The sequence below is a fragment of the Luteibacter aegosomaticola genome (assembly GCF_023078475.1).
In the GTDB taxonomy this organism is placed as follows: domain Bacteria; phylum Pseudomonadota; class Gammaproteobacteria; order Xanthomonadales; family Rhodanobacteraceae; genus Luteibacter; species Luteibacter aegosomaticola.
This window is the reverse complement of record NZ_CP095741.1, coordinates 3,688,373-3,714,192: the sequence shown is the minus strand read 5'-3', so window position 1 is coordinate 3,714,192 and position 25,820 is coordinate 3,688,373. Positions and strand designations below refer to the sequence as shown.

Annotated in this window: 21 protein-coding genes; 9 read left to right on the top strand and 12 right to left on the bottom strand. The window is 64.8% G+C overall.

Annotation, left to right across the window (positions count from 1 at the left end; genetic code table 11):
• Positions 1-9: 9 nt before the first annotated feature.
• The 3 genes from L2Y96_RS16495 to L2Y96_RS16485 form a co-directional block, all read right to left on the bottom strand.
• Positions 10-1,776, bottom strand: a complete 1,767-nt coding sequence (locus L2Y96_RS16495; protein ID WP_247328333.1) for an autotransporter assembly complex protein TamA — start codon at positions 1,774-1,776, stop codon at positions 10-12.
• 204 nt (positions 1,777-1,980) lie between these two features.
• Positions 1,981-4,581 carry a glycosyltransferase gene (locus tag L2Y96_RS16490; protein WP_247328331.1) on the bottom strand — a complete coding sequence of 867 codons (2,601 nt, stop codon included), beginning with the start codon at positions 4,579-4,581 and terminating at the stop codon, positions 1,981-1,983.
• A gap of 193 nt (positions 4,582-4,774) precedes the next feature.
• On the bottom strand, positions 4,775-5,242 hold the full coding sequence (locus L2Y96_RS16485) for a Dps family protein (protein WP_247328329.1): 468 nt from the start codon (positions 5,240-5,242) through the stop codon (positions 4,775-4,777).
• A 117-nt stretch (positions 5,243-5,359) separates the two neighbouring features.
• Here L2Y96_RS16485 and hrpA point away from each other — a divergent pair, with 117 nt between their 5' ends.
• Positions 5,360-9,328: an ATP-dependent RNA helicase HrpA gene (gene hrpA / locus L2Y96_RS16480; protein WP_247328327.1), complete on the top strand. Its 3,969-nt coding sequence runs from the start codon at positions 5,360-5,362 to the stop codon at positions 9,326-9,328.
• Entirely contained in the window at positions 9,325-11,448 is a 2,124-nt protein-coding gene (locus L2Y96_RS16475) for a bifunctional (p)ppGpp synthetase/guanosine-3',5'-bis(diphosphate) 3'-pyrophosphohydrolase (RefSeq protein ID WP_247328325.1), read from the top strand. Before hrpA ends, L2Y96_RS16475 begins: the two co-directional genes overlap by 4 nt.
• Positions 11,449-11,453: 5 nt before the next feature.
• On the opposite strand, the gene L2Y96_RS16470 is transcribed toward L2Y96_RS16475, so the two are convergent.
• Both L2Y96_RS16470 and proC read right to left on the bottom strand, forming a co-directional pair.
• The gene (locus L2Y96_RS16470; RefSeq protein ID WP_247328323.1) at positions 11,454-12,029 is read right to left on the bottom strand and encodes a YggT family protein; all 576 of its coding nucleotides are present in this window, start codon (positions 12,027-12,029) and stop codon (positions 11,454-11,456) included.
• Positions 12,026-12,850: a pyrroline-5-carboxylate reductase gene (proC, locus tag L2Y96_RS16465; protein ID WP_247328321.1), complete on the bottom strand. Its 825-nt coding sequence runs from the start codon at positions 12,848-12,850 to the stop codon at positions 12,026-12,028. The genes L2Y96_RS16470 and proC overlap by 4 nt, the downstream gene beginning before the upstream one ends.
• A 117-nt stretch (positions 12,851-12,967) precedes the next feature.
• On the opposite strand from proC, the gene L2Y96_RS16460 reads away from it, so the two are divergent.
• Together L2Y96_RS16460 and L2Y96_RS16455 are read left to right on the top strand one after the other, a co-directional pair.
• Positions 12,968-14,005 carry a type IV pilus twitching motility protein PilT gene (locus L2Y96_RS16460; protein WP_247328320.1) on the top strand — a complete coding sequence of 346 codons (1,038 nt, stop codon included), beginning with the start codon at positions 12,968-12,970 and terminating at the stop codon, positions 14,003-14,005.
• 150 nt (positions 14,006-14,155) lie between these two features.
• Positions 14,156-15,319 carry a PilT/PilU family type 4a pilus ATPase gene (locus L2Y96_RS16455; RefSeq protein ID WP_247328318.1) on the top strand — a complete coding sequence of 388 codons (1,164 nt, stop codon included), beginning with the start codon at positions 14,156-14,158 and terminating at the stop codon, positions 15,317-15,319.
• A gap of 81 nt (positions 15,320-15,400) precedes the next feature.
• Here L2Y96_RS16455 and L2Y96_RS16450 read toward each other — a convergent pair whose 3' ends face one another.
• The 5 genes from L2Y96_RS16450 to L2Y96_RS16430 all read right to left on the bottom strand — a co-directional run bounded on the left by L2Y96_RS16450 (position 15,401) and on the right by L2Y96_RS16430 (position 19,783).
• Positions 15,401-15,766 (bottom strand): BON domain-containing protein, encoded by a 366-nt coding sequence (locus L2Y96_RS16450; protein WP_247328316.1) that lies wholly within the window; start codon positions 15,764-15,766, stop codon positions 15,401-15,403.
• Between the two features lie 239 nt (positions 15,767-16,005).
• Positions 16,006-17,754, bottom strand: a complete 1,749-nt coding sequence (locus tag L2Y96_RS16445; RefSeq protein WP_247328314.1) for a hypothetical protein — start codon at positions 17,752-17,754, stop codon at positions 16,006-16,008.
• Between the two features lie 76 nt (positions 17,755-17,830).
• Positions 17,831-18,757, bottom strand: coding sequence for an aspartate carbamoyltransferase catalytic subunit (locus L2Y96_RS16440; protein ID WP_247328312.1), 927 nt, complete (start codon positions 18,755-18,757; stop codon positions 17,831-17,833).
• A gap of 36 nt (positions 18,758-18,793) precedes the next feature.
• Positions 18,794-19,213 (bottom strand): Holliday junction resolvase RuvX, encoded by a 420-nt coding sequence (gene ruvX, locus L2Y96_RS16435; RefSeq protein ID WP_247328310.1) that lies wholly within the window; start codon positions 19,211-19,213, stop codon positions 18,794-18,796.
• Between the two features lie 3 nt (positions 19,214-19,216).
• Positions 19,217-19,783, bottom strand: coding sequence for a YqgE/AlgH family protein (locus L2Y96_RS16430; protein ID WP_247328308.1), 567 nt, complete (start codon positions 19,781-19,783; stop codon positions 19,217-19,219).
• 91 nt (positions 19,784-19,874) lie between these two features.
• Between L2Y96_RS16430 and L2Y96_RS16425 the strand changes: the two genes are divergently transcribed.
• Complete coding sequence (locus L2Y96_RS16425; protein ID WP_247328306.1) at positions 19,875-20,201, top strand: hypothetical protein; 327 nt, start codon at positions 19,875-19,877, stop codon at positions 20,199-20,201.
• Here the strand turns inward: L2Y96_RS16425 and L2Y96_RS16420 are convergent.
• Together L2Y96_RS16420 and gshB are read right to left on the bottom strand one after the other, a co-directional pair.
• Positions 20,195-21,058, bottom strand: coding sequence for an energy transducer TonB (locus L2Y96_RS16420; protein ID WP_247328303.1), 864 nt, complete (start codon positions 21,056-21,058; stop codon positions 20,195-20,197). The genes L2Y96_RS16425 and L2Y96_RS16420 overlap by 7 nt on opposite strands.
• Entirely contained in the window at positions 21,055-21,996 is a 942-nt protein-coding gene (gshB, locus tag L2Y96_RS16415) for a glutathione synthase (protein WP_247328301.1), read from the bottom strand. Before gshB ends, L2Y96_RS16420 begins: the two co-directional genes overlap by 4 nt.
• A 301-nt stretch (positions 21,997-22,297) precedes the next feature.
• Between gshB and pilG the strand changes: the two genes are divergently transcribed.
• The 4 genes from pilG (at position 22,298) to L2Y96_RS16395 (ending at position 25,818) form a co-directional block, all read left to right on the top strand.
• On the top strand, positions 22,298-22,654 hold the full coding sequence (pilG, locus tag L2Y96_RS16410) for a twitching motility response regulator PilG (protein ID WP_051944199.1): 357 nt from the start codon (positions 22,298-22,300) through the stop codon (positions 22,652-22,654).
• A gap of 32 nt (positions 22,655-22,686) precedes the next feature.
• A complete protein-coding gene (locus L2Y96_RS16405) occupies positions 22,687-23,058 on the top strand; it encodes a response regulator (protein WP_247328299.1) in 372 nt (123 codons plus the stop codon).
• A 12-nt stretch (positions 23,059-23,070) separates the two neighbouring features.
• Positions 23,071-23,616 (top strand): chemotaxis protein CheW, encoded by a 546-nt coding sequence (locus L2Y96_RS16400; RefSeq protein WP_247328297.1) that lies wholly within the window; start codon positions 23,071-23,073, stop codon positions 23,614-23,616.
• Positions 23,617-23,787: 171 nt separating this feature from the next.
• Positions 23,788-25,818 carry a methyl-accepting chemotaxis protein gene (locus L2Y96_RS16395; protein WP_425492432.1) on the top strand — a complete coding sequence of 677 codons (2,031 nt, stop codon included), beginning with the start codon at positions 23,788-23,790 and terminating at the stop codon, positions 25,816-25,818.
• Positions 25,819-25,820: the final 2 nt, after the last annotated feature.

The window sequence follows — 25,820 nt, the reverse complement described above, 5'->3', positions numbered from 1 at the left end:
CCGTGCTCCTCACAGGTCTGGCCCGATGACGACATGCAGATGGATGCCATGCTCGTTCTTGTCATGGACCGGTACCGCCACGTCGAAGCGGATCATGCCGACGGGGGAGAGCCAGCGCACGCCGAGGCCCGTGCCGATGCGCGGGTTGTAATCGGTGCCGGTGAAGGCGTTGCCGGCATCGACGAACGCGGCCATGCCCCAGTTACGGGTGAAGTAGTGCTCGACCTCGGTACTGCCGACCAGCAGGCTTTCGCCACCGATCACGCGGCCATAGGCGTTGCGCGGCCCGATGCTCTCGAAGTCATAACCACGCACGCTACGATCGCCGCCGGCGAAGAAGCGCAGCTGCGGCGGCAGGTCGCTGAAGTCGTCCGTCCAGGTTTTGCCGGCGGTGCCGCGCAGGATCAGCCGGTTCCGTCCCCAGAATGACTGGATCCACTTGGCATCGCCCATGACGGTGGAGAAGCGCGCGTCGGACAATAGCGTGCCCACCGTGCTGCGCGCGGTGAGCGTCAGCGACCAGCCGCTGCGCACGAAGGTGGGGTTATCGCCTTTCTTCTTGCTAAGCGACACCTCGGGATAGAGCAGGGTGCTCCGGCCGTGCTCGAGGCCTTCGGCGTTATCGCCCTCGCCACCGCGCTTGCCGACGGTAAAGGTACCCGTGAGCGCGTTCATGCCGATGGTGCGCGTCCAGCCGTGCCACAGCCGTGTCTCGTTCGCGACCAGCTGCAGTGTTCGCGACTTCGAGGTCACCGTATTGGCATCGCGGTAATTGGCGCCGAAGTTGAAGCTGCGCTGGTTCGGCCCTGGCATGGGGATCTGGTAAAGCGTCGAGACGGTCTTCAACCGCTGCGCGACCACGAGTTCGTTCTTCCACTTGTGGCCACGATCGTTGATCCAGCGCTTCTCGATACCGCCGCGCAGGCCCCCGCCGGTATCCGTGCCGAAGAACGGGCCGCCGGTGTAGATGGTGCGTTTGGCGGGTGCCAGTTCCACGTTGATATCGACGGTGCCGTCCTTGGCGTTGTCGGTATCGGGGATGACGTTCACCACCGCAAAGTAGTCGGCGCCGTTCAGGGCCTGCTGTAGCTGCAGAAGCTGATCCTGGGAGAAGTAATCGCCGCTCTTGAACGGAAGGTAGCGATCCAGGAATCCATCGCGGAACTGCGAGTTCTTGAAATTGACGTGCCCATAGCGGTAGCGCTGTCCGGTCTCCCATTTGAGATCGATCTTGGCAGTGTGCTCGGCACGGTTCACTTCAACACGGTGCGTGACCAGGCGCGCATCAAGAAAGCCCGTGGCAGTAAGTGCGCCGCTGACGGCGTCACGTGCCGCATCGTATTGCCCGTCGTTCATGGGCTTGTCTTTCATGTTCTGCACACCGCGCAGGGCACGGCGTACGGCGGGCACCTTGCCCGCCGCGTCATCGACAGCGGCATCCACGGCCGTGACCTTTACCGGCGTGCCAGGCACCACGTGCAGGGTGACCTGCCAGTTGTTGCCGACCTGCTTCAGGTCGCCGGTAGCAGTGGCTTCGTAATAACCGTACGGGCGTAACGCGGCCTGCACCTGGTCGGGCGCATTGGCGTAAAGGCGGCGGATCTGCGCGTCGGTGACATCGCGCGCGGTGTACTGGCTGAGCTCGACGCCAGCGACGACGGCGTTTTTCAAGGTGTCGTCCACGCCGTCCACGGTAAGGACAACGCCCGCATGCGCGGCGGCGGGAAGGAGGAACCACGGCAGAAGCAGCAGTCCATGGCGTCTGGTTAGGCGCATGTGCGTCCTTCCGGTCGTGATCCAAGGCCATGCGGGCAGCGTGGCTACCCGGGGAACGCATCCGGGCGTTCCAGTGTGTGCCCGTAACTTACCGCGTGGGGGCGGTAAGGTCGATAGATAGGTTGTGACGAAGCTGAATGGCGTGAAGGGGTTCGCAAAGAGCGATCGCGCGCAGGCGCGCTCCTACAGGAGCGCGTCTGGGGATTAGCCCGCTTCGTCGCCGGACTGGTGGGCAATCCAGGCGCCGGCCATGGCCGAAACGTACGGAATGGACTGCGCGGCAAGGATGAACATCCACAGCTCGCTTTCCACGTACTGCGTTCCGTAGTGCGTCGCCATGCCGATAATCGCCAGCAGCAGCGCCACGGCCATGAGGACTTCCTCACGTACCGGGTTGAAAGCCGCGAAGCTGCTACCGCCCATGCGCCGGCTCTTCGCGGTCACCACGAACGCGGTCTTCTCACGGGTGAGGCCGTGCAGGATGCCGCGCGCGATCGCATGCGACAGGCCCATGCTGGCCACGGAGGCCATGAGGGTGTCGTACCAGCTGCACGGGACGCGCGCGCGGTACAGCACCACGCCAAAGATAGCCTTCGCGAAGAAGAAACCGATCACGGGAATCATGAACAGCTGCATGGGCAGGTTGAAGTAATCCGGTGCGGCGATCATGCCCGCCGTCCAGAACAAGCCCATCATGGTGAAGATGTAGTGGAGCGCATCCGCGAACCAGCTGAACCAGCCGGTGAGGAAGTGGAAGCGCTGGCCCGTGGATAGCGGGCCCTTGCCCGTCATCCAGTGCCAACGGCCCTTGAGGATCTGCATGGCACCGAAGGCCCAGCGATAGCGCTGGCTCTTGTAGGCCTTGAAGTCGGCAGGGGTGAGGCCCTTGCCCATCAGTTCATCGACGTAAACCAGCTCGTAGCCGGCGTGCATAAGGCGCAGGCCGAGCTCGGCGTCTTCGCAGATCGTCCATTCCGACCAGCCGCCGGTGCCCTCGAGCGCCGAGCGACGAACCATGGTCATGGTGCCATGCTGGATGATCGCGTTGCGTTCGTTGCGGTGGTGCATGCCGATACGGAAGAAACCGTCGTACTCCCACGCCGTCATGCGGCGGAAGCGGTTCTTCTCGAAATCGCGATGGGCCTGCGGGCACTGGACCACGGCCACCTTCGGGTCGTGGAAGTAGCCGGTCAGCGTGGCCAGCCAGTCTTCGCGCACCACGTAGTCGGCATCGATCACCGCCACGACATCGGCGCGCTCGTCGGTAGCGGTAAGGCCGAAGTTGAGCGCACCCGCCTTGTAGCCCGGCCAGGGTTCGAGGTGGAAGAAGCGGAATTTCGGGCCCAGCTTCTGGCAATACTCCTCGACCGGCTTCCACACGGCCGGGTCCTTGGTGTTGTTATCCAGCACCAGGACTTCGAAGTTTTCGTAATCAAGCGCGGCCAGCGAATCAAGCGTGATCTGCACCATCTCCGGCGGCTCGTTGTGGCATGCCAGGTGGATGGAGACGAACGGCTGCCGCTCGACCGGATCCGGCGGGAGCATGCCGGCATGGCGGATCCACTTCCGCCGCCACAGCACTTCGGTGAACTCGAAGCCGTTGATCAGCAGGATGCCGAGGATCGCCACCTGCGCCGGGAACAGCAGGATCAGCATGGCCCAGTCGAAGGGGCCGAGATAGAAGTTGAAGGGCAGGGTGGCGGACCACACGATCAGGCCACAGGCCAGCTGGATCAGCGCCATCATGAACAGCAGGCCGGCCAGCTTGAAGCGACGGAACGCGATGCCGAACCACAGCATGGGGATGAAGGCGATGGCGGAGGCCGCGATGGCCTTCCACGGCCACTTCACGTCTTCGGTCACCGGGCCGGTGAACGGGAACTTCAACTGCCGGTCGGCGTTGAACATGCCCCAGTACGCGCCGGTGCGGCCTTCGCCCAGGTTTTCCTTCCACGGCTGGTCGATCGCTTCCAGCACGTAGTAGTCATCGATGCCGTTGGCCTTGGCCTTGTTGAAGAACGAGCGCAGGAAGATGGCTTCGTTCGACACGCTCGGGTAGGCGCGCTTGAAACGGTCGCCGTTGGACGGCCAGCCGATCTCGCCGATGACGACGTGCTTGCCCGGGAAGCGGGAGACCAGGGCCTTGTAGCTCTCCACCGCGTCGACCACGCCATCACGGGCGGGGATGCCGTTCCAGTAAGGGAACAGATGGACGGTGATGAAGTCGACGTGGTTGGCCAGCTCCGGATTCTGGATCCAGACGTGGAACGGCTCGGCCACCGACACCGGCTGCTTCACGGCGGCGCGGACGCGGTCGAGGTAGCTCATGACCTGCTCGGGCTTCAGGTCGCCACGGAACAGGACTTCGTTGCCCACGATGACGCGGGTGATGGTTTTCGGAAAGCGATGGGCCTGGGCAATGAGCGCATCGATTTCGCGCTCGTTGTTTTCCAGCCGGGTGTCGATCTGGGCGCCGGCCATCAGGTCGAGCCCTTCCTTCTCGGCCAGACGCGCGGTCTGTGGGTTCTCGAGCATCGAATAGGTGCGGATGCGCGGCGAGTAGCCCTTGATCAGGCGCAGGTCGCTTTCGATTTCAGGGTCGGTCGAGACATCGCCCTTCATCGGGTTCTGGTAGCGCTGGTACGCGGTGAACGCGAAACCACGTACCGGCTCGTTCCAGTTGTCCGGGCCATTCGGGAGATTGGCGACAAGCCAAAGGCCGTAATTCAGGCCCGCAACAACGATCGCGAGGATCACCGCGACGAGGATGGGGTGGCTTCGGTCGGTCGTGCTGGCTGCGCTCAAAACATTCCCCGGACCGATCGGCCCCCGAGTGGCTTCAATAAGGTAACCGGGGGAGCTTAACGAACGGTGCCGAATGGCTCAACGCCGGGATGAATGGCCGGTCAGGGTTGCCTCAGTGAAAATGGGGTTAAACGAAGAAAAAAGGACCGGCAATGCTGCCGGGCACTTCGCAGGCAAACGCGCTTCCAGAGGCTTATTTCAGCAGGGAGCGGAGCATCCAGGCGGTCTTCTCGTGCTCCTTCAGACGGCCGGTGACCATGTCCGCGCTGCCTTCATCGCCCGCCTCGTCGGCGGCCTTGATGACCTCGCGGGAGGTCGCGGCGGCGATCTCGTGGCCTTCGACCAGCTGCGCCACCATGTCCTTCCACTCCGGTACGCCCGATTCTTCCTTGATGGAGGTGAGCTTGCCGAACTGGCTGTAGGAGCCCGGGGCGAAGACATCGAGGATGCGGATGCGCTCGGCGATCTCGTCCGCGGCGGTCCACAGCTCGTTGTACTGGACCTCGAACATGTTATGCAGGCTGTTGAACTGGGGGCCCGTGATGTTCCAGTGGAAGCTGTGGGTCTTCAGGTAGAGCGAATAGGTGTCAGCCAGCAGCTTGGAAAGGTGCTTGGCGACCGCTTCGCGGTCCTTCTTGGCAATGCCGATATCGATGGCCATGTTTCGACTCTCCTTGGGTTTTACGGGGTATGGGTGAAATGTTAACGGGCGCCCGTGTCGCCGTGAAATGAAAGGTTCTGATCCCCTTGATAGGCACACGCTATCATTAGCGTCCCCATGAGTACCTCCAAGACCCCCGCGCGCCATCCGCCCGCCGACCCGCGCTTGAACGAACTGCGCGAGGCCCTGTCACGCGTGGCCAGCCGTGACTACGGGCGCCTCCTCGGGCGCGTCCGTGGCCTGCAGCGCAAGCCGGATGCCAGCCGTATCGAACAACTGGGCCAGGACATCGCCGCCTCCATGGCGCGCAGGGCCGCGAGAGCGGCCAGCAAGCCGGCTATCACCATCGACGCCTCGCTGCCCATCGCGGCCCGTGCGGATGACATCATCAAGCTGATCCGTGAGAACCAGGTGGTGGTGCTCGCGGGCGAGACGGGCTCGGGCAAGACCACCCAGTTGCCGAAGCTGTGCCTGGCCGCCGGTCGTGGCGAAGCCGGCCTCATCGGCTGCACGCAGCCGCGACGTCTTGCCGCGCGCTCGGTGGCCACGCGCGTGGCCGAGGAGCTCGCCACGCCGCTGGGCGAGAAGGTCGGCTTCCAGGTCCGCTTCACGGAGAGGGTCTCCGACCAGGCGCTGGTCAAGTTCATGACCGATGGCATCCTGCTGGCCGAGACCCAGGGCGATCCCTGGCTGTCCGCCTACGACACCATCATCATCGACGAGGCTCACGAACGCAGCCTCAACATCGATTTCCTGCTGGGCTACCTGAAGCGCCTGTGTGTACGGCGGCCCGATCTGAAAGTCATCGTTACCTCGGCCACCATCGATACCGAGCGCTTTGCCGAGCATTTCGGCGATGCGCCCGTGGTGGCGGTGGAAGGCCGGACCTTCCCGGTCGAAGTACGCTACCGCCCACCGGGCGAGCGGGGCGAAGGTAACCTATCCCAGCAGATCGCCGATGCCATGGACGAGATCACCCGCGAGGATCCGCGTGGCGATGTGCTCGTGTTCCTGCCCGGCGAACGCGAAATCCGCGATGCGCACCTGCTGCTGTCGCGTCGGCAGTACCGGGAAACCGAAGTGCTGGCCCTGTACGCGCGCCTTTCCGCCAACGAGCAGGATCGCGTGTTCCGTCCCGGGCCGAAGCGGCGCATCGTGCTCGCCACCAACGTGGCCGAAACCTCCCTGACCGTGCCGCGCATCCGCTACGTGGTGGATCCCGGTACGGCGCGGGTCAAGCGATACAGCCAGCGCGGCCAGCTCGAGCGCCTGCATATCGAGCCGATCTCGCAGGCGGCCGCCAACCAGCGCAAGGGCCGCTGTGGCCGCGTGGGCCCGGGTATCTGCTACCGCCTTTACGAGGAGCAGGATTTCAACCTGCGCCCGGAATTCACCGACCCCGAGCTGCTGCGCTCGTCGCTCGCCAACGTCATCCTGCGCATGCTCGCGCTCGACCTGGGCGAGGTCGAGGATTTCCCGTTCCTCGAAGCACCTGATCCGCGCGTGGTGGCCGATGGCTACCGCCGCCTGGCTGAAATCGGGGCCATCGATGACGACCGGCGCCTCACCGGCATCGGCCGGACGGTCGCACGCCTGCCCATCGACGTGCAGCTCGCCCGCATGATGGTCGAGGCTCGCCGCCTCGGCAGCCTGGCCGAGCTCATGACCATCGTGGCTTTCCTGTCGATCCAGGATCCGCGCGAGCGGCCGCCGGAGGCGCGCGGCCAGGCCGATGCCGCCCATGCACAGTTCGCTGATCCGAAGTCCGATTTCGTGGGTGTGCTGAACTTGTGGAAGGCCTACCTGGCCGCCGCCGAAGAGCTCACGTCGTCGAAGCTGCGCGACTGGTGCTCGCGGCACTTCCTTTCCTTCATGCGCATGCGCGAATGGCGTGAGTTGCACCGGCAGCTTGCCCTGGTTACCCGCGAATTGAGCTGGGACAAGGTTGATCCGGAACCCGACGTTGCAGGAGCGCGCTCGCGCGCGGTCGCGCGCAAGCGCGCTCCTGCAGAGGCGGTTGACGCGGGCGCCCCGCAAACCGGCGATGCACTGTTCGAATCGGTCCACCGCAGCCTGCTGGCGGGCTTGCCCACCCAGGTAGGCCACAAGGACGAGAAGGGCGTCTTCCGCGGCACCCGCGAGCGCCGCTTCCAGGTCTTCCCCGGCTCGGCGCTCGCCAAGGCGCCGCCGGCGTGGATCTTCTCCGCGCAGATCATCGATATCGGCGGCCGCGTGTGGGCCATGATGAATGCCCGCATCGATCCCGCGTGGGTCGAGCAGCAGGCTAGCCATCTCGTACGTGCGACGGCACGCGATGCGCACTGGTCGCGCAAGCGCGGCACGGTGGTGGCCTACGAGCAGGTCACGCTGTTCGGGCTGGTGCTCGTCGAGCGCCGGCCGGTCACGTTCCACAAGCAGGACCCGCGGCTCGCCCATCAGATCTTCGTGCGCGAGGCACTCGTGCGTGGCGACCTGGATAGCCGGGCTGACTTCGTGCGGGCAAACCAGCGCGTGCTCGAACAGGCGCACGACATCGAGGCCAAGCAGCGCCGTGCTGGATTGATCCGGTCGGATGAAGACCTCGCCGCGTTCTTCGATGGCAAGCTGCCCGAGTCGATCGCCGATACGCGGGCGCTCGATGCCTGGTTCCGCAAGGCACCGCCCGGTGAACAGGCGGCCCTGCGCTGGACGCTGGCCGACGTGATGGACGCGGGCAGCGGGCTCGACCCCAAGGCGTTCCCGGCGTCGATGGACATCGGCCAGCACCGCTATCGCCTCGAGTACCGCTTCGTGCCGGGCGACCCGGCCGATGGCGTCACCATCAACGTGCCGCTGGCGTTCCTCAATGCGGTACCCGCCGCGCGCGGCGAGTGGCTTGTGGGTGGCCTGCTGACCGACAAGGTAGCGGAGCTCATTCGTGGCTTGCCCAAGCCCTTGCGCCGTAACTTCGTGCCCGCACCGGATTTCGCACGGGCATTCAGCGAAGCCGAGGCGGCGCGCGACGAGCCACTGGCGAAAGCCCTGGCTACCTTCCTGAAGCGCACCACCGGTGTCGATATCGATGCCGCGGCCTTTGGCGATGCCGAGGTGCCTGCGCACCTGCTCATGCGCTACCGCGTCCACGATGAGAACGGACGTACCGTCGCCGAAGGCCGTGACCTGGCGGCGATTCGTGCGCAGTGGGAAGGCAAGGCTCGCGAAGCCTTTTCGCGCAAGACCGATATCGAGCTTACCCGCGAAGACATCCTTACATGGGATTTCGAATCGATCCCGACCGAGGTGCGTTCCGAAGCGGGGCTGAAGGCCTATCCGGCCCTGGTGGACCTGGGCGAGGCCGTAGCGTTGCGGGTCTTCGAGCGCGCCGATGAAGCGGCCGAAGCACACGTCGGGGGCGTGGAGCGTCTCTTGCGCGGCGCCCTCGCTCCCGAATTCAAGCGCGCACGCCGGCAGTTGCCGATCAGCAATCCGCTTTCGCTGAAATACGCCCCCATGGGCAGTGTCGATGCCTTGCGCGATGACCTGGTCGAGGGCGGCTTCGATGACCTGCTGGCCGACGCAAACCTCAACGTGCGTTCGCTGGCCGATTTCGAACACCTGAAAGGTGAGTTCGCACGTGGCCTGTTCGGCGCCGCCATGGCCCGGCAAAAGCTCGCCGAGCCGATTATCGAGGCGCAGGCTGAACTCAAGCCCTGGATGGAGCCGCCGCTGATGGGCTTCGCCAAGGCCAGCTATGACGATCTGCGCGAGCAACTCGCCGGCCTGCTCCAGCCTGGGTTCCTGCGCGAGTTGCCCATCAGCCGCCTTGCCCACATCCCGCGCTACCTGAAGGCCATGCGCCTGCGCGGCGAGCGCCTGCGCCAGGACCCGCAGCGTGACCAGTCGCGTATGCTGCAGGTGTTGCCGTACTGGCGCGCGCTGCTGAACGCCGGTGGCACCGCGCTGGATGCGGATACGTGGGCCGAACTGCGCTGGCTGCTCGAGGAATGGCGTGTCTCGCTGTTCGCCCAGGAACTGAAAACCGCCGAACCCGTTTCGGCCAAGCGCCTGGCCAAGGCGCTGGAAGCCGCACAGGCCGCTACCGCATGAAAAGCTCGCAGGCCAATGCAGGAACGCCGAACGCGCCCGAACCGGTCGTGCGCTCGCCGCTGACCGACCGGGCACGCGAGGCGTGCGAGGTATTACCCGCGGCCGCTCGCGCCGAAGCCGAGACGGTCATCGAGCTGCTGCGCCTTCTCGGCTGCGATGACGAGACCTGCGCTTCGGCCATGTGGTTCTCGCTGATGCGAGGCATGCCCGGGGCGGCCGATGCGGCAGCCGCGCAATGGCCTGCTTCACTCAAGCGTCTGGTCGATGGCCAGGGTGAAGCTGAAAAAGTGTGGACCCTGCACGCGCAGCGTGGGCCCGCCACCGGCTCGGAAGGCTTGCGCCGGTTGCTCCTGGCCATCATTCGCGACCTGCGCGTCGTCTTCGTGTTGCTGGCACGCCAGCTGGCCGCCATGCGCACCGCGATGTCACTGCCGGATGCCGAGCGCCGCGAGCTGGCCCAGCTCACCGCCGACATCCACGCGCCGTTGGCCAATCGCCTCGGCATCTGGCAGCTCAAGTGGGAGCTGGAAGACCTCGCGTTCCGTTACCTGGAGCCCGACACCTACCGGCGTATCGCGCGGCTGCTCGACGAACGCCGTGCCGATCGCGAACGCTTCATCGCCGAGAGCCTGGCCGAGCTGCGCCAGGTACTGGGCGACGCCGGCATCCAGGCCGACCTGGCAGGGCGGCCCAAGCACATCTTCTCCATCTGGAAGAAGATGAAGAAGAAAGGCCTCGAATTCTCGGATCTGTACGACATCCGGGCCGTGCGTATCCTCGTGGCCTCGGTGGCCGATTGCTACGCCGCCCTGGGTCTTGTGCACAGCCTGTGGCCGCACTTGCCGGGTGAGTTTGACGATTATGTGGCCCGGCCCAAGGGCAATGGCTACCGGTCGCTGCACACGGCAGTGATCGGCCCCGAGGGCAAGACGCTCGAAGTGCAGATCCGTACGCACGAGATGCATCGGGCCAACGAACTCGGTGTCGCCGCTCACTGGCGCTACAAGGAAGGTGGCGGCGCGGATGCCGAGTTCGAGGCCAAGATCGCGTGGATGCGCAAGCTGCTGGAGCCACGCGGCGAGGACGATACCGACCTGGTCGCCGGCTTCGAAACCGAGCTCATGGAAGATCGCGTGTACGTGCTTTCGCCCAAGGGCGAGGTCATCGACATGCCGCGCGGCGCCACCGTGCTCGACTTCGCGTACCACATCCACACGGAGGTCGGGCATCGTTGCCGCGGCGCCAAAGTGAACGGGCGCATCGTCCCGCTCACGACGCAGCCGCGTAGCGGCGACCGCATCGAGATCCTCACCACGAAGGTCTCGGAGCCGAGCCGCGACTGGCTTTCCGCGCACCATGGCTACCTCTCCACCTCGCGTGCGAAGGAAAAGGTCCGCGCGTGGTTCCGCCGGGAAGCCCACGAGGCCAACATCGTGGCCGGCAAGGCCACGCTGGAAAAAGAGCTGCGCCGGCTGGCTGTCGACGATGTCGACCTGGCCGCCCTGGCAACGCACTTCCGGCTGAAGAGCATCGACGAGTTGTTCGTGACCGTGGCACTGGGCGAGGTCTCCCTCGGCCAGATCGCCCGCCACCTGCAGGAGCCGGTCGAGCCCGATTTCACCCAGTCGTCTGCGCCCGTCGCGGCACGCGGCGCGCAGCACGATCGTGGCGCGCTCTCGATCGAGGGTATCGGCAACCTGCTGACCACGCTGGCGCGATGCTGCCAGCCGCTCCCCGGCGACCCGGTGCGTGGCTTTATCACGCGTGGCCGAGGCGTTTCCGTGCACCGCGCCGATTGCGCGTCGCTGGCGCGTCTTTCGCGCAAGGACCCCGACCGCGTTATCGAGGTGAGCTGGGGCAGGGTGGAGGTCCAGAACTATGAGGTGGACATCGAACTGCGTGGCTACGACCGCAAGGGCCTGCAGAAAGACGTGGCGACCACGATCAACAACGTGGGCCCGCACATCGTCGCCTCGTCGAGCCGCGTAAACACCCGCACCAGCGAAGTGGATATGCGCTTCACCCTGCGGGTGCGCGATTACGAGCAGCTCTCGCTACTGTTGGGCCGCCTCTCGGCACTGCCCAACGTCACCGACGCCCGCCGCGTAGGCAGCCACTGAGCCCGTTACACCCCACCCAGCAACCGCGCCCCCAGATCCAGCAACGGCTGCGCTACCAGCATCCGCGCCAGGAACGACCCGAGCAATACCACGGTGGGCGAAAAATCCAGCCCGCCGACGGTAAGGCGGCCACGCAAAGGGCGAACCAGCGGCTCGGCCAGCGCGGTCACGAAACGGGCCACCGGGTGGTAGCGGTCGGTTGAGAGCATGCTCATCAACGACCAGACGAACACCACGACGATCCACGTGAGTAACAGGAAATCGACGAGGTCAGCGATCCCGAGCACCACGATGCCGACCGGCGAGGGCATGACGCCGGCCAGTACCGCGCGGAGTAGCCATTTCAGGCATTCGAGCAGAAGGGCCACGACAACGGCGGCGAGGCTGATACGGCGCACGCTCGGCAATGCCTTGCGCAAAGGCCTCAATACCGGGTTGGTGAAGCGGTACAGGAACTGGCAGATCGGGTTGTTGAAGTCAGCCCGGTTCGCTTCCGCCAGCAGGCGGAGCACGAACAGGGCCACCAGGGCGCCAAAAAACGTGTTGAGCAGGAAATCGCCGGCATTGGCTACGTAGTTCACGAGTTCGCTTCCATCTGTTCTGAGAGCTCCGCGCCCCGGCGGCGGGCGGCATCGACCGCGCGCGCCACGATGGCGGGGAAGTGGTCGGCCTGGAAACTCTCCAGAGCGGCCTGGGTGGTGCCATTCGGCGAGGTGACCTTTTGCCGCAGCGTCGCGGCGGTATCGCTACCTTCGGTGAGCATGCGGCCTGCGCCGAGCGCCGTTTGCGCGGCCAGTGCGCGTGCCGTCTCGCGGGAAAGCCCTTGGGCGACGGCGGCGTTTTCCAGCGCTTCCACCATGAGGAAGAAGTACGCCGGCCCGGAGCCGGACAAGGCTGTGACGATGTCCAGCTGGTCCTCGTCCGGTACCCATACCGTGAGGCCGGCGGCGTCCAGTACATGCTGCGCTTCCGCCCGCTGGGGAGCGCTGACCCGCGCATTCGCGTACAGGCCCGTCGCCCCCGCGCCGAACATCGCCGGCGTATTCGGCATGCAACGCACGACCGGCAGCGCCGCGTCCAGCCAGCGTTCGATCTGGGCGATACGGATGCCCGCGGCGATCGAGACCACCATGGGCCGGTACTGCTGCACGACCGTACGCAGGCCGCGGCACACCTCGGCCATCATCTGCGGCTTCACCGCCAGCACGAGCAGGGTGGCCCCCTCGGCGGCCTCCGCGTTATCGGTATACGTGGCCACACCGTATTGCCGCGCAAGCTCCTGCAGGGCCTCGGCGCGCGGTTCGGCCACGGCGATGCCGCCGGGCTGGGCACCATGGCGCACCAGGCCCGCGACCAGGGCCGTGGCCATGTTTCCGCCACCGATGAAGGCGATCCGGTTCATGGGTTGATTCGCTCCGTTCGCGACGTCATTCACATACTTGCGAAGCATATATGGTGTGCCGCCTTGCGCCGACCCCCGGGGGTGGTTACCTTTGGCCCACAAAGAAAGGGGACCCCAATGGATATCGCCGAACTCCTTGCCTTCTCAGTGAAGAACAAGGCCTCCGACCTGCATCTTTCCGCAGGCCTGCCGCCCATGATCCGCGTGGACGGTGACGTTCGACGGATCAATATCCCGCCCCTGGAGCACAAGCAGGTCCATTCGCTGATTTACGACATCATGTCGGATAAGCAGCGCCGCGATTATGAAGAATTCCTCGAGGTCGACTTCTCGTTCGAGATCCCCGGCCTGGCCCGCTTCCGCGTCAACGCGTTCAACCACAACCGTGGTGCCGGTGGCGTGTTCCGTACCATTCCTTCGGAAGTGCTTACCCTCGAAGACCTGGGTGCGCCCAAGATCTTCCGCGAGCTGATCGAACAGCCGCAGGGGTTGATCCTGGTCACGGGCCCCACGGGTTCGGGTAAATCCACGACCCTGGCCGCGATGGTCGACCACATCAACAAGAACGAATACGGCCATCTCCTCACCGTCGAGGATCCGATCGAATTCGTGCACACCTCGCAGAAGTGCCTGGTTAACCAGCGCGAGGTTCACCGCGATACGCACGGATTCAACGAAGCGCTGCGTTCCGCGCTGCGTGAGGATCCCGACTACATCCTGGTGGGCGAGCTTCGCGACCTGGAAACCATCCGCCTGGCCCTCACCGCCGCGGAAACGGGACATCTTGTGTTCGGCACCCTGCATACCTCGTCGGCGGCCAAGACCATCGACCGCATCATCGACGTGTTCCCCGCGGGCGAAAAGCCGATGGTCCGCTCGATGCTTTCCGAGTCGCTGCGCGCGGTTATTTCGCAGTCGCTGCTGAAGAAGGTGGGCGGTGGCCGTATTGCCGCGCACGAGATCATGGTGGGCATCCCGGCTATCCGAAACCTGATCCGCGAGGACAAGGTGGCCCAGATGTACTCGGCCATCCAGACCGGCCAGCAGTACGGCATGCAGACCCTCGACCAGAACCTGGCCGACCTGGTCAAGCGCGGCCTCATCACCCGCCAGGAAGGCATGATGTACGCCAAGAACAAGGAAGGCTTCCGCTAAAGGAAGCCCTTCCCGGGTACTGCGAACGAAGGGGGAGCGCGCCTGGGCGTGGCTCCCCGCCGGTGTGACTACCGTCTCTGCAGCCGTCATCCGGCAGGTATATGATCGGCCAAGGGGTGCCGGCCCATTCCGGCAACGGGGATCCAGGCCATGAGCGAGTTCGATTTCACCTCCTTTCTGAAGCTGATGGTGCATAAACAGGCGTCCGACCTGTTCATCACCGCTGGCGTCGCACCTTCCATGAAGGTCCAGGGCCGCATCGTCCCGATCACACAGAGCCCCCTGTCCGCGCAGCAGTCGCGCGACATGGTGCTTAACGTGATGACGCCGGCCCAGCGCGAAGAGTTCGAAAAGACCCACGAATGCCAGTTCGCGATCAGCGCCTCGGGCGTCGGCCGCTTCCGTGTGTCGTGCTTCTACCAGCGCAACTGCGTGGGCATGGTCCTGCGCCGCATCGAGTCGAAGATCCCGACGCCGGAAGAACTGAATCTGCCGCCGATCATCAAGCAGCTGGCGATGACCAAGCGCGGCATCATCATTTTCGTGGGCGGTACCGGTACCGGTAAATCCACCTCGCTTGCCTCGATGATCGGTTACCGCAACCAGAATTCGACGGGCCACATCATCACGATCGAAGACCCGATCGAATACGTGCACCGCCATGAAGGCTGCATCATCACCCAGCGCGAACTCGGCATCGATACCGACAACTGGGAAAACGCGCTGAAGAACACCCTGCGCCAGGCGCCTGACGTGATCATGATCGGCGAAGTGCGTACGCGTGAAACGATGGAGCACGCGATCAACTTCTCCGAAACGGGCCACCTGTGCCTGTGTACGCTGCACGCGAACAACGCCAACCAGGCCCTCGACCGCATCCTGCACTTCTTCCCGGAAGACCGCCGCAGCGCGTTGTTCATGGATCTTTCGCTGAACCTGAAGGGCATCGTGGCCCAGCAGCTCATCCCGACGCCCGATGGCAAGTCCCGCCGCGTCGCGGTGGAGGTGCTGCTTGGTACGCCGCTCGCGCAGGATTACATCCGGCAGGGCGAGATCCACAAGCTCAAGGAGCTCATGCGCGATTCGAACCAGCTGGGCATGCGCACCTTCGACCAGAGCCTCGTCGAGCTGTACCACGCCGGTGAGATCTCGTACGAAGACGCGCTGCGTCATGCCGACAGCTCGAACGAGGTGCGCCTGCGCATCAAGCTCGCACAGGGGGGCGATGCCCACACGCTGTCACAGGGCCTCGAAGGCGTGGAAATTGACAAGGCCAACGACAAGAACACCTTCGGCGGCATGCTCCACCGCTGACGCTGTACCGGCCGTTGTAGCAGCAAAAAAAAGGGAGCCCCGCGAGGGACTCCCTTTTTCATTCCCGCGAATGATCGCGAGTTACTTGGCGGCCGCCGATACGGTCAGGCCGGTAGCATCCACGCTCTTCACGCCCTTGATCTTCTTGGCGATCATTTCAGCGTGGCTCTTTTCCTTGGCCGTGGCGACCGTGCCGGTCAGGGTCACGACGCCTTCGGTGGTGCTGACCGAGATATCCGTGGCCTTGACGCTCTTGTTGGCGGCGAACTCGCTCTTCACCTTGGTGGTGATCCACGTATCGTCGGCCTTGCCGGCGACCGTCTGGTTATCGCCCTTCGAGGCGGCCGCAGCGGAGTCCTGGGCGTACGCCGAGGCAAACGGGACCGTGCCGAGACCGGCAACGAGAGCGGCAGCGAACAGGGCCTTGCGAATGTTGGCGTTAATCATGGGGAACTCCTTTTTACGCATCGGTAATGGGTCGGCGACCAGCGCCACGCGCTGTGGCTGCCTTCGTCGCGGGCCAATCACACCAGCGCATCCGTGAACGATGCGTGCCGGGAAAGTCACAAGGTTCAGCTTTGCCGACTCCGTCTTCACATGGTGTTTTTCCGCTTTAGACGTCGGGCCGCAGGCATAAAAAAACCCGGCACAAGGCCGGGTTTTCCAGTGAGCCGAAGCAACGTGGATTACTTGTATTCCACGCCGCCCGAGATCACGAGGCCCTTCTCGTCCATGTGCGCCTCGCCACTCACCTGCACGACGCGCGCGGCCTGCGCCTTCATCGCATCGAACTGAGCCTTCGAACGCTGTGCGGCCGCCGTATCAGCCGCCTGCGAATCCGGCGCACCATCCGCCGTCGCCGCCTGCGCCATCGCCGTCGCATAGGCCTGAGCCTTATCCGACATCACATCCACCCACGTGCGATACATATCGCCGTTGAGGTGCAAGCGGCTCATCCGGCCAGCGTCACCCGTGCTACCCATCAGCACGTCATCGAGCTTGTTATCTTCGCCATCGCCGAGGCCAATCGCGATCGCCTGGCCATTCATGGCCGCCCATGCCGGCATACCCAGCGACTGGGTCAGGTTCGCCGGCAGCGCCGCCGGCTTGCCGTCGGCCGCGAGCTTGAACTCGCCACCCAGGACCGCCTGGCTCATCGCCAGCAAGCCAGCCGGGTTACGCGTGGCAAGCACGATGCGGCCCGAGATCTGCGGGATAACCGCGCCCGGGGCGCCCGGCTTGTACGAATCGAGCACCAGGCGCACGCCGCGGATATCGCCGAACGGCGGGATCGCGGCCTGCTGCATGGTCGAACCCAACTTCGCGTAACTATCGTTGAGGCTGGCGAACGCCGGGCACGAGAACGGCTTGGCGGCCACGGCCTCGGCCTGTGAGGTGAAGAAGGTACGGATCTGCTCAACCGGGAGCGCGAGGCTCACGTCGAACGGACCCGTGGCATCGCTGCCCAGGCCCGGCAGTTCCACCTTCAGGCCCGAGAAGGCGCTGGTGATGTCGTTTGCGAGCGCGACGTCGAAACGCTGCTCGACGTGATGCAGGTCGAGACGGGTGTAGCCGAAGCTGAAGGACGGCACGCGCGCAGCGATGCGGGTGGCTTCTTCCTGGCAGCTGGCCGGGATCTGCGGCGCCGGTTCGCCGGTCTTCGCGGTCTGGTGCTTGAGGAAGCTGGCGAACAGGGGATCCTTGCCGGCAGCGACGAGCGGCAGCAAGCGGGTGAGATCGACCTGGCCGACCACGTAGTTCTTGTAGCCCTTGTCCTTCGCCAGATCGGCGAGGCGGCCATCGTCCTGGATGTTCTTTTCCGGGCGATCGGCGCCGAGCGCCTGGCGGATGAGCGGCTGTGCGGCATCGGCCGGGAGCAGGGCGGCGACGGCGTCCTTGCCCACGGTGGCGATGACCACCTGGGTGCCGGAATCGCCCAGGGCGACGTGGCGGTACGCCTGGCCACCGGCGTCAGCCGTGTCGAGCTTCTTGCCGTAGGCGGTTTCGAGACGGCCCACGAACGTATCCCATGCTGCCGGATCGGACAGCGCGGCGCGGAACACCGGGCTGAGGCCGACGCCGTACACGGCGGAACCCGACTTCAGGTCGATGCCCAGGTTCTTGAGCATGGTCTCGGCGTTCTTGCCGTCCATCTCGGCGACCAGGGCGCGCAGCAGGCGGGCTGCATCCGCGTTGCCCTTGGTATCGAACTCCTGGGCGTAGGACTTGAGCTGGGACACCTGGCCCGGAATCTCGTTGTTCAGCTGGGCGAGCACCGCTTCGTAGGTGTCGTCGTCCAGCTTGTCGACGGTGCCTACTACGTACGGTGTATCGGCCGGCACGAAGGCCAGCGGCGCATCCTTGTCCTTGTGGCCGCAGGCCGCCAGCAGCACGCTGGCGATGCCGAGCGCGAGAAGTCGCTTCGTCGGTCGCATTCTGTATCCCGTTGATTGGTCCCTTGGAACCGCCATTATGCCGGAAGCCGCGCCACAGCGCGGCACGGCATGTGATTTACCGCCCCATGACCTCGCACAGCACGGCCATGCGGACGAAGACGCCGTTGCCCACCTGCTCGAGAATGCGCGACTGGGCGCCGTCCGCCACATCCGAGGCGATCTCGATGCCGCGGTTGATCGGGCCTGGGTGCATCACCAGCGCGCCCTTCGCCGCACGGGCAAGGCGCTTGGTGTCGAGGCCGTAGCGCTCGAAGTAAGCGGCTTCATCGGGGAGGTCGGTCGAGGCCATGCGCTCTTTCTGGAGGCGCAGCATGATCACTGCATCGACGCCCTCGATCGCTTCGTCAAAATCCTCGTGCAAAGTCACGCCCTTGAACTCGCCTTCGGCCGGCAGTAGCCGTGCCGGGCCGGCGATACGAATATCCTTAGCGCCCATGGCCGTAAGCACATGCACGTCGGAGCGGGCCACGCGGGAGTGGCGCACGTCGCCGCAGATGGCGACCTTCAGCTTGCGGAAATCCGGGTGGTGGTTGCGGATGGTGAGCGCGTCCAGCAGGCCCTGCGTGGGGTGGGCGCGGTTGCCGTCGCCCGCGTTCACCACGGAGACGCCGCTCATGGCGTGCTTCACCAGCTCTTCCGGGGTACCCGAGACCTTGTGGCGCACGATGATCGCATCCAGGTGCATGGCTTCGAGCGTGTGCAACGTATCGAACAGCTCCTCGCCCTTGCTGGTGGACGACAGGCCGATATCGAAGTTGATGACATCGGCGCCCATGCGGCGAGCGGCCAGCTCGAACGAGGTGCGCGTACGCGTCGAGGGCTCGAAGAACAGGTTGAGCACGGTGCGGCCGGCGAGGATATCGAGCTTGCGCGTGCCGTGGGCGCACTGGTCGCGCAGGCTGATCGCCTTGTCGAGCAGGCGTTCAATGGTTTCGCGCGGCAGGTTCTCGAGGGTGGTCAGATGGCGCAGGCGGTTTGACATGACGTCCTCAAGGCTAACGGTGGATGGCGTGCGATTTTACGCTTGCAGCAGGTACGACTCGAGGATGACAGCGGCAGCCTCGGCGTCAATGGATTTGGCGTCCGAGCGCTTGCGGGTGCCCGCGGCGCGCCCTGCGGCGAAGCGCCGGGCGGCTTCCTGGGAGCTCATGCGCTCGTCGGTGAATACGGCAGTCATGCCGTAGCGTTCGCCTATGGTCTCGGCGAACCGGCGCGCGGTGCGCGTCATGGGCTGCTCCTTGCCCTCGTTATCGAGGGGCAGGCCGACCACGAGCGTATCGGGCTGCCATTCGCGGCGCAGCTGATCGAGTGCCTGCCAATCGGGTACGCCATCGCGGACCGGCAGGGCGGCCAGTGCGCGTGCGGTACCGGTCAGGCGGTTGCCGACAGCTACGCCGATCACCTTCGTGCCGACGTCGAAACCAAACAGGCAGCTCATGGATCAGGCGTGCCCGGCGTAGCCGGTGAGCAGGGCGGGATCGCTCACGCCCATCTTGCGCGTAGCTTCGAACCAGCGGCTTTCGATGGGTGTATCGAACACGATGCGTTCGTCGGCGTGGGTGTTGAGCCAGGCGTTTTCCATGACTTCCTGCTCAAGCTGGCCGGCTTCCCAGCCGGCGTAACCGAGCGTGACCACGGCACGGCGCGGACCGTCGCCACGTGCCATGGCGACCAGGATGTCGCGCGAGGTGGTGACCGACCATTCGTCGTTGATGCGGTAGCTGGAATCCCAGTGGCCGTGCTCACGGTGTAGCACGAAGCCACGCTCCTGCTGGACCGGGCCGCCGATGAGGACGGGATAGTCCGCGATCTCGGGATCTTCGCAGGACAATTTCATCTGGGCGAGCACATCGCCCAGGCGGTATTCGGAAATCTGGTTGATGAGCAGGCCCACTGCGCCGTCCTCGCCATGCTGGCAGAGGAAGGCTACGCCACGCGCGAAAGGCGGTTCGGCGATGGAGGGCATCGCGATCAGGAACTGGCCGGCGAGAGTGTTAGCGGTACTCATGGTTTTATTGTAGCCGCAGCGGCCGTTAGCCGTGCGGAAATGTTCAGTGCGAGCTGCGTACCGTGTGAGCCGGTTCACAAGGAGGCAAGTCATGCCGAAGATGATGTTTGTTAAGGGTTTTGTGGGCACCGCGACGGCCCTTGCCGCACTCGCGGCACACGCTTCGGCGCCTTCTGCCTGGAAGGACTATGACCAAAAGGTAACCCAGGCTTGCCTTGCGGCCAGTGGCCTGAAGGACGCGAAACCGGTGGGTGGGCTGGTGAAATACGACGACCGCGTCCCCGTCACGGCATTGGTGCTAACGGGGCGCTATCCGCAGAAGCACATGAAGAATGCTCCCGGCCGGGAGCTGTGCGTGTGGGATCGCAAGGCGGAGAAGGCCTACGTCAGCGAGGCCGACCAGCTATTGCCTCAGTAATTTCTCAGGACGTTGCCGGGCAGGAACTGCCACGTGCGGGTGATATACAGCTCATCGACCTTTTCCTTGCTGTCCTTCGGTAGCGCGGGGAAGGGCGCCGAGAGGCGCACGATGCGCTGGGCTGCGTCGTCGAGCAGCTTATGGCCTGAGCTCTTGATCACGTCGATGCTCTTGATCGTGCCATCGCGGTTCAGGCCGACGGTGAGCACCAGCTCGCCATACACGCCCTGGCGGCGGGACTCATCGGGGTAATTGAGGTTGCCCACGCGCTCCACCCGGTTCACCCAGCCCTTCATGTAGGCCGCGTAGACGTATTCGCGGGTGTTCGACGAGATGAACTTTTTCTTCGGGCGCTTGGCATAAGCCACTGACTCGTCGCGCACCTCGGCCGCGAGCTTTGCCATTTCCAGCTTCCGCTGCACGTCCTTGTCCGAGGGCGGGAGTGGCTGCTCCTTCTGCTCGGTCTGCTGCTGGGTGGTATCCACGTGGAAGGTGCTCTGGCCCGCCGTGGTCAATACCTGGTCGGGCGTCGCCTCGCGAGGGGCGGGCGCCTGAGCCTCTTCCACCTGCGGTGCCAGGCCGGTTTTGGGCGTGGGCAGCGGCCCGCTCACCGGCTCGGACGGACGCGAGGCCTTATCGCGGTCGCCGCCGCCCGAATTATTGGCCTGGGCCAGGAAATCCGCCTTGTCGGGCTGCTCCTGGTTGGCGACGTCCACGAGGGTGACATCCAGCGTCGGAACGCTGGGGGCGGGTTTTTCGGCCTGGAACGTGACGCCGAGGATGACGACACCGTGCAGCAGCAGCGAAAACAGCAAAGTCGCGCCGATCAGGTCGGCGCCGGTGGTACGGGTCGTCATCGGGCCTCGATCGCGTCGAACATCAGCCCGGCGATGTTAATGCCGAACTGGGCATCCAGTTCGCGGATGCACGTCGGAGATGTGACGTTGATCTCGGTCAGGTAGTCGCCGATCACGTCCAGGCCGACGAATCGCAGGCCGCGGCGTACCAGCTCCGGCGCCACCTGGGCGGCGATCCAGCGGTCGCGGTCGGTCAGGGGGACGCCGACGCCCCGGCCGCCGGCCGCCAGGTTGCCGCGGAATTCGTCGCCCTGGGGGATGCGCGCCAGGGCGTACGGCACGGGCTCACCGTCGATAAGCAGGATTCGCTTGTCGCCCGAGGTGATTTCCGGGATGTACTTCTGGGCGATGGTGAAGTGGTGGCCGCCGTCCAGCAGGGTTTCCAGCATGGAGTTCAGGTTGCTGTCGCCCGCCTTCACCCGGAAGATGCCGCGCCCGCCCATGCCATCCAGCGGCTTCAGCACCGCCTCGCCATGTTCGGCCACGAAGGCCTTGAGCTGGCCCCGATCCCGCGAGACCAGGGTGGGGGCGATGCACTGGGGAAACTGCAGGGCGAACAGCTTTTCGTTGCAGTCGCGCAGGCTGCGAGGGTCGTTCACCACCTTTACGCCAGCCTTCTGGGCCGCCTCGAGCACCATGGTGTCGTAAATAAATTGCGGATCCACCGGCGGATCCTTGCGGGCGAGGACGATGCTCATCTCGGCCAGGGGGCGCCAGCTGGGCTCGCCCAGGGTGTACCAGCCGGCCGGGTCGTCCTTCACGGCGAGGGTGCGCAGGCGGGCCCAGGCCTCGTTGCCGCGCAGTTCCAGGTCCCCTTCCTCCATGTAAAACAGGGCGTGGCCGCGGCGCTGGGCTTCGAGCAGCATCGCGAAGGTGGAGTCCTTGGCGATCTTGATAGCGCGGATCGGGTCCATCAGGACGGCGACGGAAAGCGGCATGGCGGGGGCCTGGGGGTCTGGAAAGGTGTCAAGTTTAGTGGAGCGTGGCCGATGATTTCACAAGGCATTGTCCCTTTAGGAACAATTCATCTTGACGGAATGCCCAGCCACCCATTAAACAGCGTGGCACGGGCCGCCGAAGAGCGGTGACCGGCACCGGGGGTGCCGGGCTTTACGACCTGGCGCACGGATACCCAGATCAAAACGGGCTATCCTCTTGCCGGGACTTGCAGTTTTTTCGTTTGACGGGGGCGTAGTGAACGACAACGGACGCGGTACGGACCTGGCCGGCTTGCGGGTCATGGTCATCGATGATTCGAAAACCATCCGCCGTACGGCAGAAACCCTGTTGAAAAAAGAAGGCTGCGACGTGCTTACCGCCGTCGACGGCTTCGAAGCGCTGGCCAAAATATCGGACCAGAAGCCGAACATCATCTTCGTCGACATCATGATGCCGCGCCTCGATGGCTATCAGACCTGCGCGCTCATCAAGAACAATGCGCAGTTCCGTGGCACGCCAGTGATCATGCTCTCCTCGAAGGATGGCCTGTTCGACAAGGCGCGCGGCCGCATCGTGGGTGCCGAGCAGTACCTCACCAAGCCGTTCACCCGCGACGAGCTCCTCGGCGCGATCCATCGCTACGCGACGGCTAGCTGACCTACCCAATTCGTAAGCGTCCAGGGGGACGTGTGGCAAATATCCTCATCATTGACGACTCGCCCACCGACGTCCGCGTGTTCACCACGCTGCTCGAGAAGGCGGGTTTCTCCGTTTCCAGTGTCGACAATGCCGAAGCCGGCATCGATCGCATTCGCGCGAGCAAGCCCGACCTGGTGATCATGGACGTGATCATGCCGGGTATGAACGGCTTCCAGGCCACGCGCACGCTCAGCAGGGATCCGGCTACGGCTGACGTACCTGTCGTGATGATCACCACCAAATCGATGGAAACCGACCGCGTGTGGGGGCTGCGCCAGGGCGCAAAGGCCTTCATCACCAAGCCGGTGAACGAGAAGGAACTGCTCTCGACCATCGACGACCTCCTGCCGAAGCAGAACTAAGAAGGGCACGCCATGAGCGAGAACGCTGCACTGACGCCCTTCGAAATGCTCGCGCACTACGAGCGCGCGTGTCTTGCGCACTCGGCCGGCACCCCCGAGCGGGTGGAGAACCTGGGCCTGTGGCGCGGTATCGGCTTCCGCGTCGGGCGCCGGGCCTTCGTGAGTGGCATCGACGAGATCAACGAACTGCTGGCCGTGCCCGCGCTCACCAATGTCCCGGGCACGCAGCCCTGGCTCATGGGCGTGGCCAATGTGCGTGGCAACCTGGTCCCGGCGATCGACCTGGGCCGTTTTCTTTTCGACGAACGTACACCGTCGTCGGAGCGTATGCGTTTGCTCCTCGTGCGTCAGCATGGCGGCACCGTGGGCTTGCTGGTCGACGAAGTGTTTGGCCAGCGCACCATGGATGAAGACCAGCGCGGGCAGGGCGACGACGAGCAGGACCCGCGCCTGGCGCGGTTTGTGACGGAGAACATCCAGCTCGGCGAGCAATCGTTCGGGCTGTTCAGCATGAACCGGCTGGTTCGTGCGCCGGATTTCCGGCAGGCGGCGCTGTAAGGCGCCCAGTGTGGGGGACGGGACGGCCGGATGGCCCTCCCGCACAGGATAAGCGGGGGCGGTTAGCCGGCCACGCGACGGGAACGAGGGGGTGGCCTTGTTGCAAGGCCACTCGTCTGCCGGGGGCTGCCAGAAGCCTCGGTCACCAGGTTTTGTTTGGGTGAGGTGGATATGAGCACGACAACAGGGGGCGCAGGCCGTGAAGGTGGCTACACGATGGTTATCGTGTTCCTGCTGCTATCCATTGGCCTTGCATCGGTTGACTTCTGGCTGTTGAACAGCAAGAACGGCGAAGACCGTGAAGCGATCGCGCTGACGACGCAGGTGCAGGTGCTTTCGCAGCAGACCGCGAAGTACGCGCTCGAAGCCTCGGATGGCAACCGCGATTCATTCCGCGAACTATCGGCCACGCGCAACACCATCGATTCGGCGGTGCAGCGCCTGGTCGCCGGCGATGAGAAGACCGGCATGCCGGCCTACCAGCAGCAGGCGGGTGCTACCGGCCGTGCCATCGGTGCGCTGGCTAACGCCTGGCATCAGCTGGATGCGGATATCGGCAAGATCCTCTCGAACAAGGAGCTGGTGCTCGCCTCCGGTGAGCGCGCCGACCTGTTCTCCAAGCAGATGCCGCTGCTGAACGCCCGCACGGACGAAGTGCTCAACATCGTCCAGCAGAAAAACGCCTCGGTGGAGCAGACCTTCACCATCGCGCGCTGGATGCTCATGGCTGACCGCATGATCCGCCGCGTGCAGGAAATCCTGCAGGGTGGTGACGGTGCACAGTCCGCCGCCGATGGCCTCTCCCGTGACGCGCAGCTCTACGGTTCGGTGCTGAAGGGCCTGCTCGAAGGCAACCCCGACGGTGGCGTCCGCGCCATCGGCGATGCCAACGCGCACAAGATCCTTGCCGACATGCAGACCTCCTGGGGCGACCTGGTGGATCCGGTCAGCCAGCTGGTGACTGCTTCGCCGAACCTGCAGGACGTGAAGCGCGCAGGCAACCAGGCATCGCTCGATTCGCAGACCGTGCTGCTGCGCGCAAACGAATCCGCCGACCAGATCGCCAAGCTACCGCTCACCCGCCTGTTCCCGAACGTGTGGGCCGGCTTGCTCGGCGCTATCGCGACGGTGGCGTTCGCCCTGGTCCTCGTGTTCAGCCTGGTCCGCGACCAGCGCCGCCGCCTGGAGACCACCAGCGACCTGAACCAGCGTAACCAGACCGCGATTATGCGGCTGCTGGACGAGATGGGTACGCTCGCCGAAGGCGACCTGACCATCAAGGCCACGGTGACCGAAGACATCACGGGCGCCATCGCCGACGCTATGAACTCCGCGGTGGACGAGATGCGCAATCTCGTAACCACCATTAACGAGACGGCGGTGCGTGTATCGGCCGCTGCGCAGGAAACCCAGGCTACCGCCATGCACCTGGCCGACGCGGCCGAGCAGCAGGCGCAGCAGATCACCTCTGCCACCTCCGCGATTAACCAGATCGCGACCTCGATGGATACGGTGTCGAGGGATTCGGCCGAATCGGCCGACGTGGCGCAGCGCTCGGTGCAGATCGCATCGCACGGCGCGGAAGTGGTGCGCGAGACGATCCAGGGCATGGACTCCATCCGTGACCAGATCCAGGAAACCTCCAAGCGTATTAAGCGGCTGGGTGAGTCCTCGCAGGAAATCGGTTCCATCGTGGAACTGATTAACGACATTGCCGAGCAGACCAACATCCTGGCGCTTAACGCGGCCATCCAGGCGGCATCCGCCGGTGAGGCGGGTCGCGGTTTCGCAGTGGTTGCGGACGAAGTGCAGCGCCTCGCCGAACGCTCGGCGAGCGCGACCAAGCGAATCGAAACGCTGGTGCAGACGATTCAGAGCGATACGAACGAAGCGGTGAGCTCCATGGAGCAGACCACCGCGGAAGTGGTGGCGGGTGCCCGCCTCGCCGAGGATGCCGGTACGGCACTGGGCGATATCGAACGCGTGTCGAACGACCTCTCGGCGCTGATTCAGAACATCTCCGCCGCGGCACGCCAGCAGTCGGCAGCGGCGACGGACACGTCCGCCACGATGAACGTCATCCAGGAGATCACCTCGCAGACGTCGCTGGGTGCCAGCCAGACGGCCGAATCGATCGGTAACCTGGCCCAGCTCGCGAACGACCTGCGCCTGTCCGTCGCGAACTTCAAGCTGCCGGGCTGATG

Excerpts from the sequence above, each read along its gene's own strand:
- L2Y96_RS16495 (WP_247328333.1), bottom strand. The coding sequence starts at position 1,776 with ATGCGCCTAACCAGACGCCATGGACTGCTGCTTCTGCCGTGGTTCCTC.
- L2Y96_RS16485 (WP_247328329.1), bottom strand. The coding sequence starts at position 5,242 with ATGGCCATCGATATCGGCATTGCCAAGAAGGACCGCGAAGCGGTCGCC.
- hrpA (WP_247328327.1), top strand. The coding sequence starts at position 5,360 with ATGAGTACCTCCAAGACCCCCGCGCGCCATCCGCCCGCCGACCCGCGC.
- L2Y96_RS16475 (WP_247328325.1), top strand. The coding sequence starts at position 9,325 with ATGAAAAGCTCGCAGGCCAATGCAGGAACGCCGAACGCGCCCGAACCG.
- proC (WP_247328321.1), bottom strand. The coding sequence starts at position 12,850 with ATGAACCGGATCGCCTTCATCGGTGGCGGAAACATGGCCACGGCCCTG.
- L2Y96_RS16460 (WP_247328320.1), top strand. The coding sequence starts at position 12,968 with ATGGATATCGCCGAACTCCTTGCCTTCTCAGTGAAGAACAAGGCCTCC.
- L2Y96_RS16455 (WP_247328318.1), top strand. The coding sequence starts at position 14,156 with ATGAGCGAGTTCGATTTCACCTCCTTTCTGAAGCTGATGGTGCATAAA.
- L2Y96_RS16450 (WP_247328316.1), bottom strand. The coding sequence starts at position 15,766 with ATGATTAACGCCAACATTCGCAAGGCCCTGTTCGCTGCCGCTCTCGTT.
- L2Y96_RS16445 (WP_247328314.1), bottom strand. The coding sequence starts at position 17,754 with ATGCGACCGACGAAGCGACTTCTCGCGCTCGGCATCGCCAGCGTGCTG.
- L2Y96_RS16440 (WP_247328312.1), bottom strand. The coding sequence starts at position 18,757 with ATGTCAAACCGCCTGCGCCATCTGACCACCCTCGAGAACCTGCCGCGC.
- ruvX (WP_247328310.1), bottom strand. The coding sequence starts at position 19,213 with ATGAGCTGCCTGTTTGGTTTCGACGTCGGCACGAAGGTGATCGGCGTA.
- L2Y96_RS16430 (WP_247328308.1), bottom strand. The coding sequence starts at position 19,783 with ATGAGTACCGCTAACACTCTCGCCGGCCAGTTCCTGATCGCGATGCCC.
- L2Y96_RS16425 (WP_247328306.1), top strand. The coding sequence starts at position 19,875 with ATGCCGAAGATGATGTTTGTTAAGGGTTTTGTGGGCACCGCGACGGCC.
- L2Y96_RS16420 (WP_247328303.1), bottom strand. The coding sequence starts at position 21,058 with ATGACGACCCGTACCACCGGCGCCGACCTGATCGGCGCGACTTTGCTG.
- gshB (WP_247328301.1), bottom strand. The coding sequence starts at position 21,996 with ATGCCGCTTTCCGTCGCCGTCCTGATGGACCCGATCCGCGCTATCAAG.
- pilG (WP_051944199.1), top strand. The coding sequence starts at position 22,298 with ATGGTCATCGATGATTCGAAAACCATCCGCCGTACGGCAGAAACCCTG.
- L2Y96_RS16400 (WP_247328297.1), top strand. The coding sequence starts at position 23,071 with ATGAGCGAGAACGCTGCACTGACGCCCTTCGAAATGCTCGCGCACTAC.
- L2Y96_RS16395 (WP_425492432.1), top strand. The coding sequence starts at position 23,788 with ATGAGCACGACAACAGGGGGCGCAGGCCGTGAAGGTGGCTACACGATG.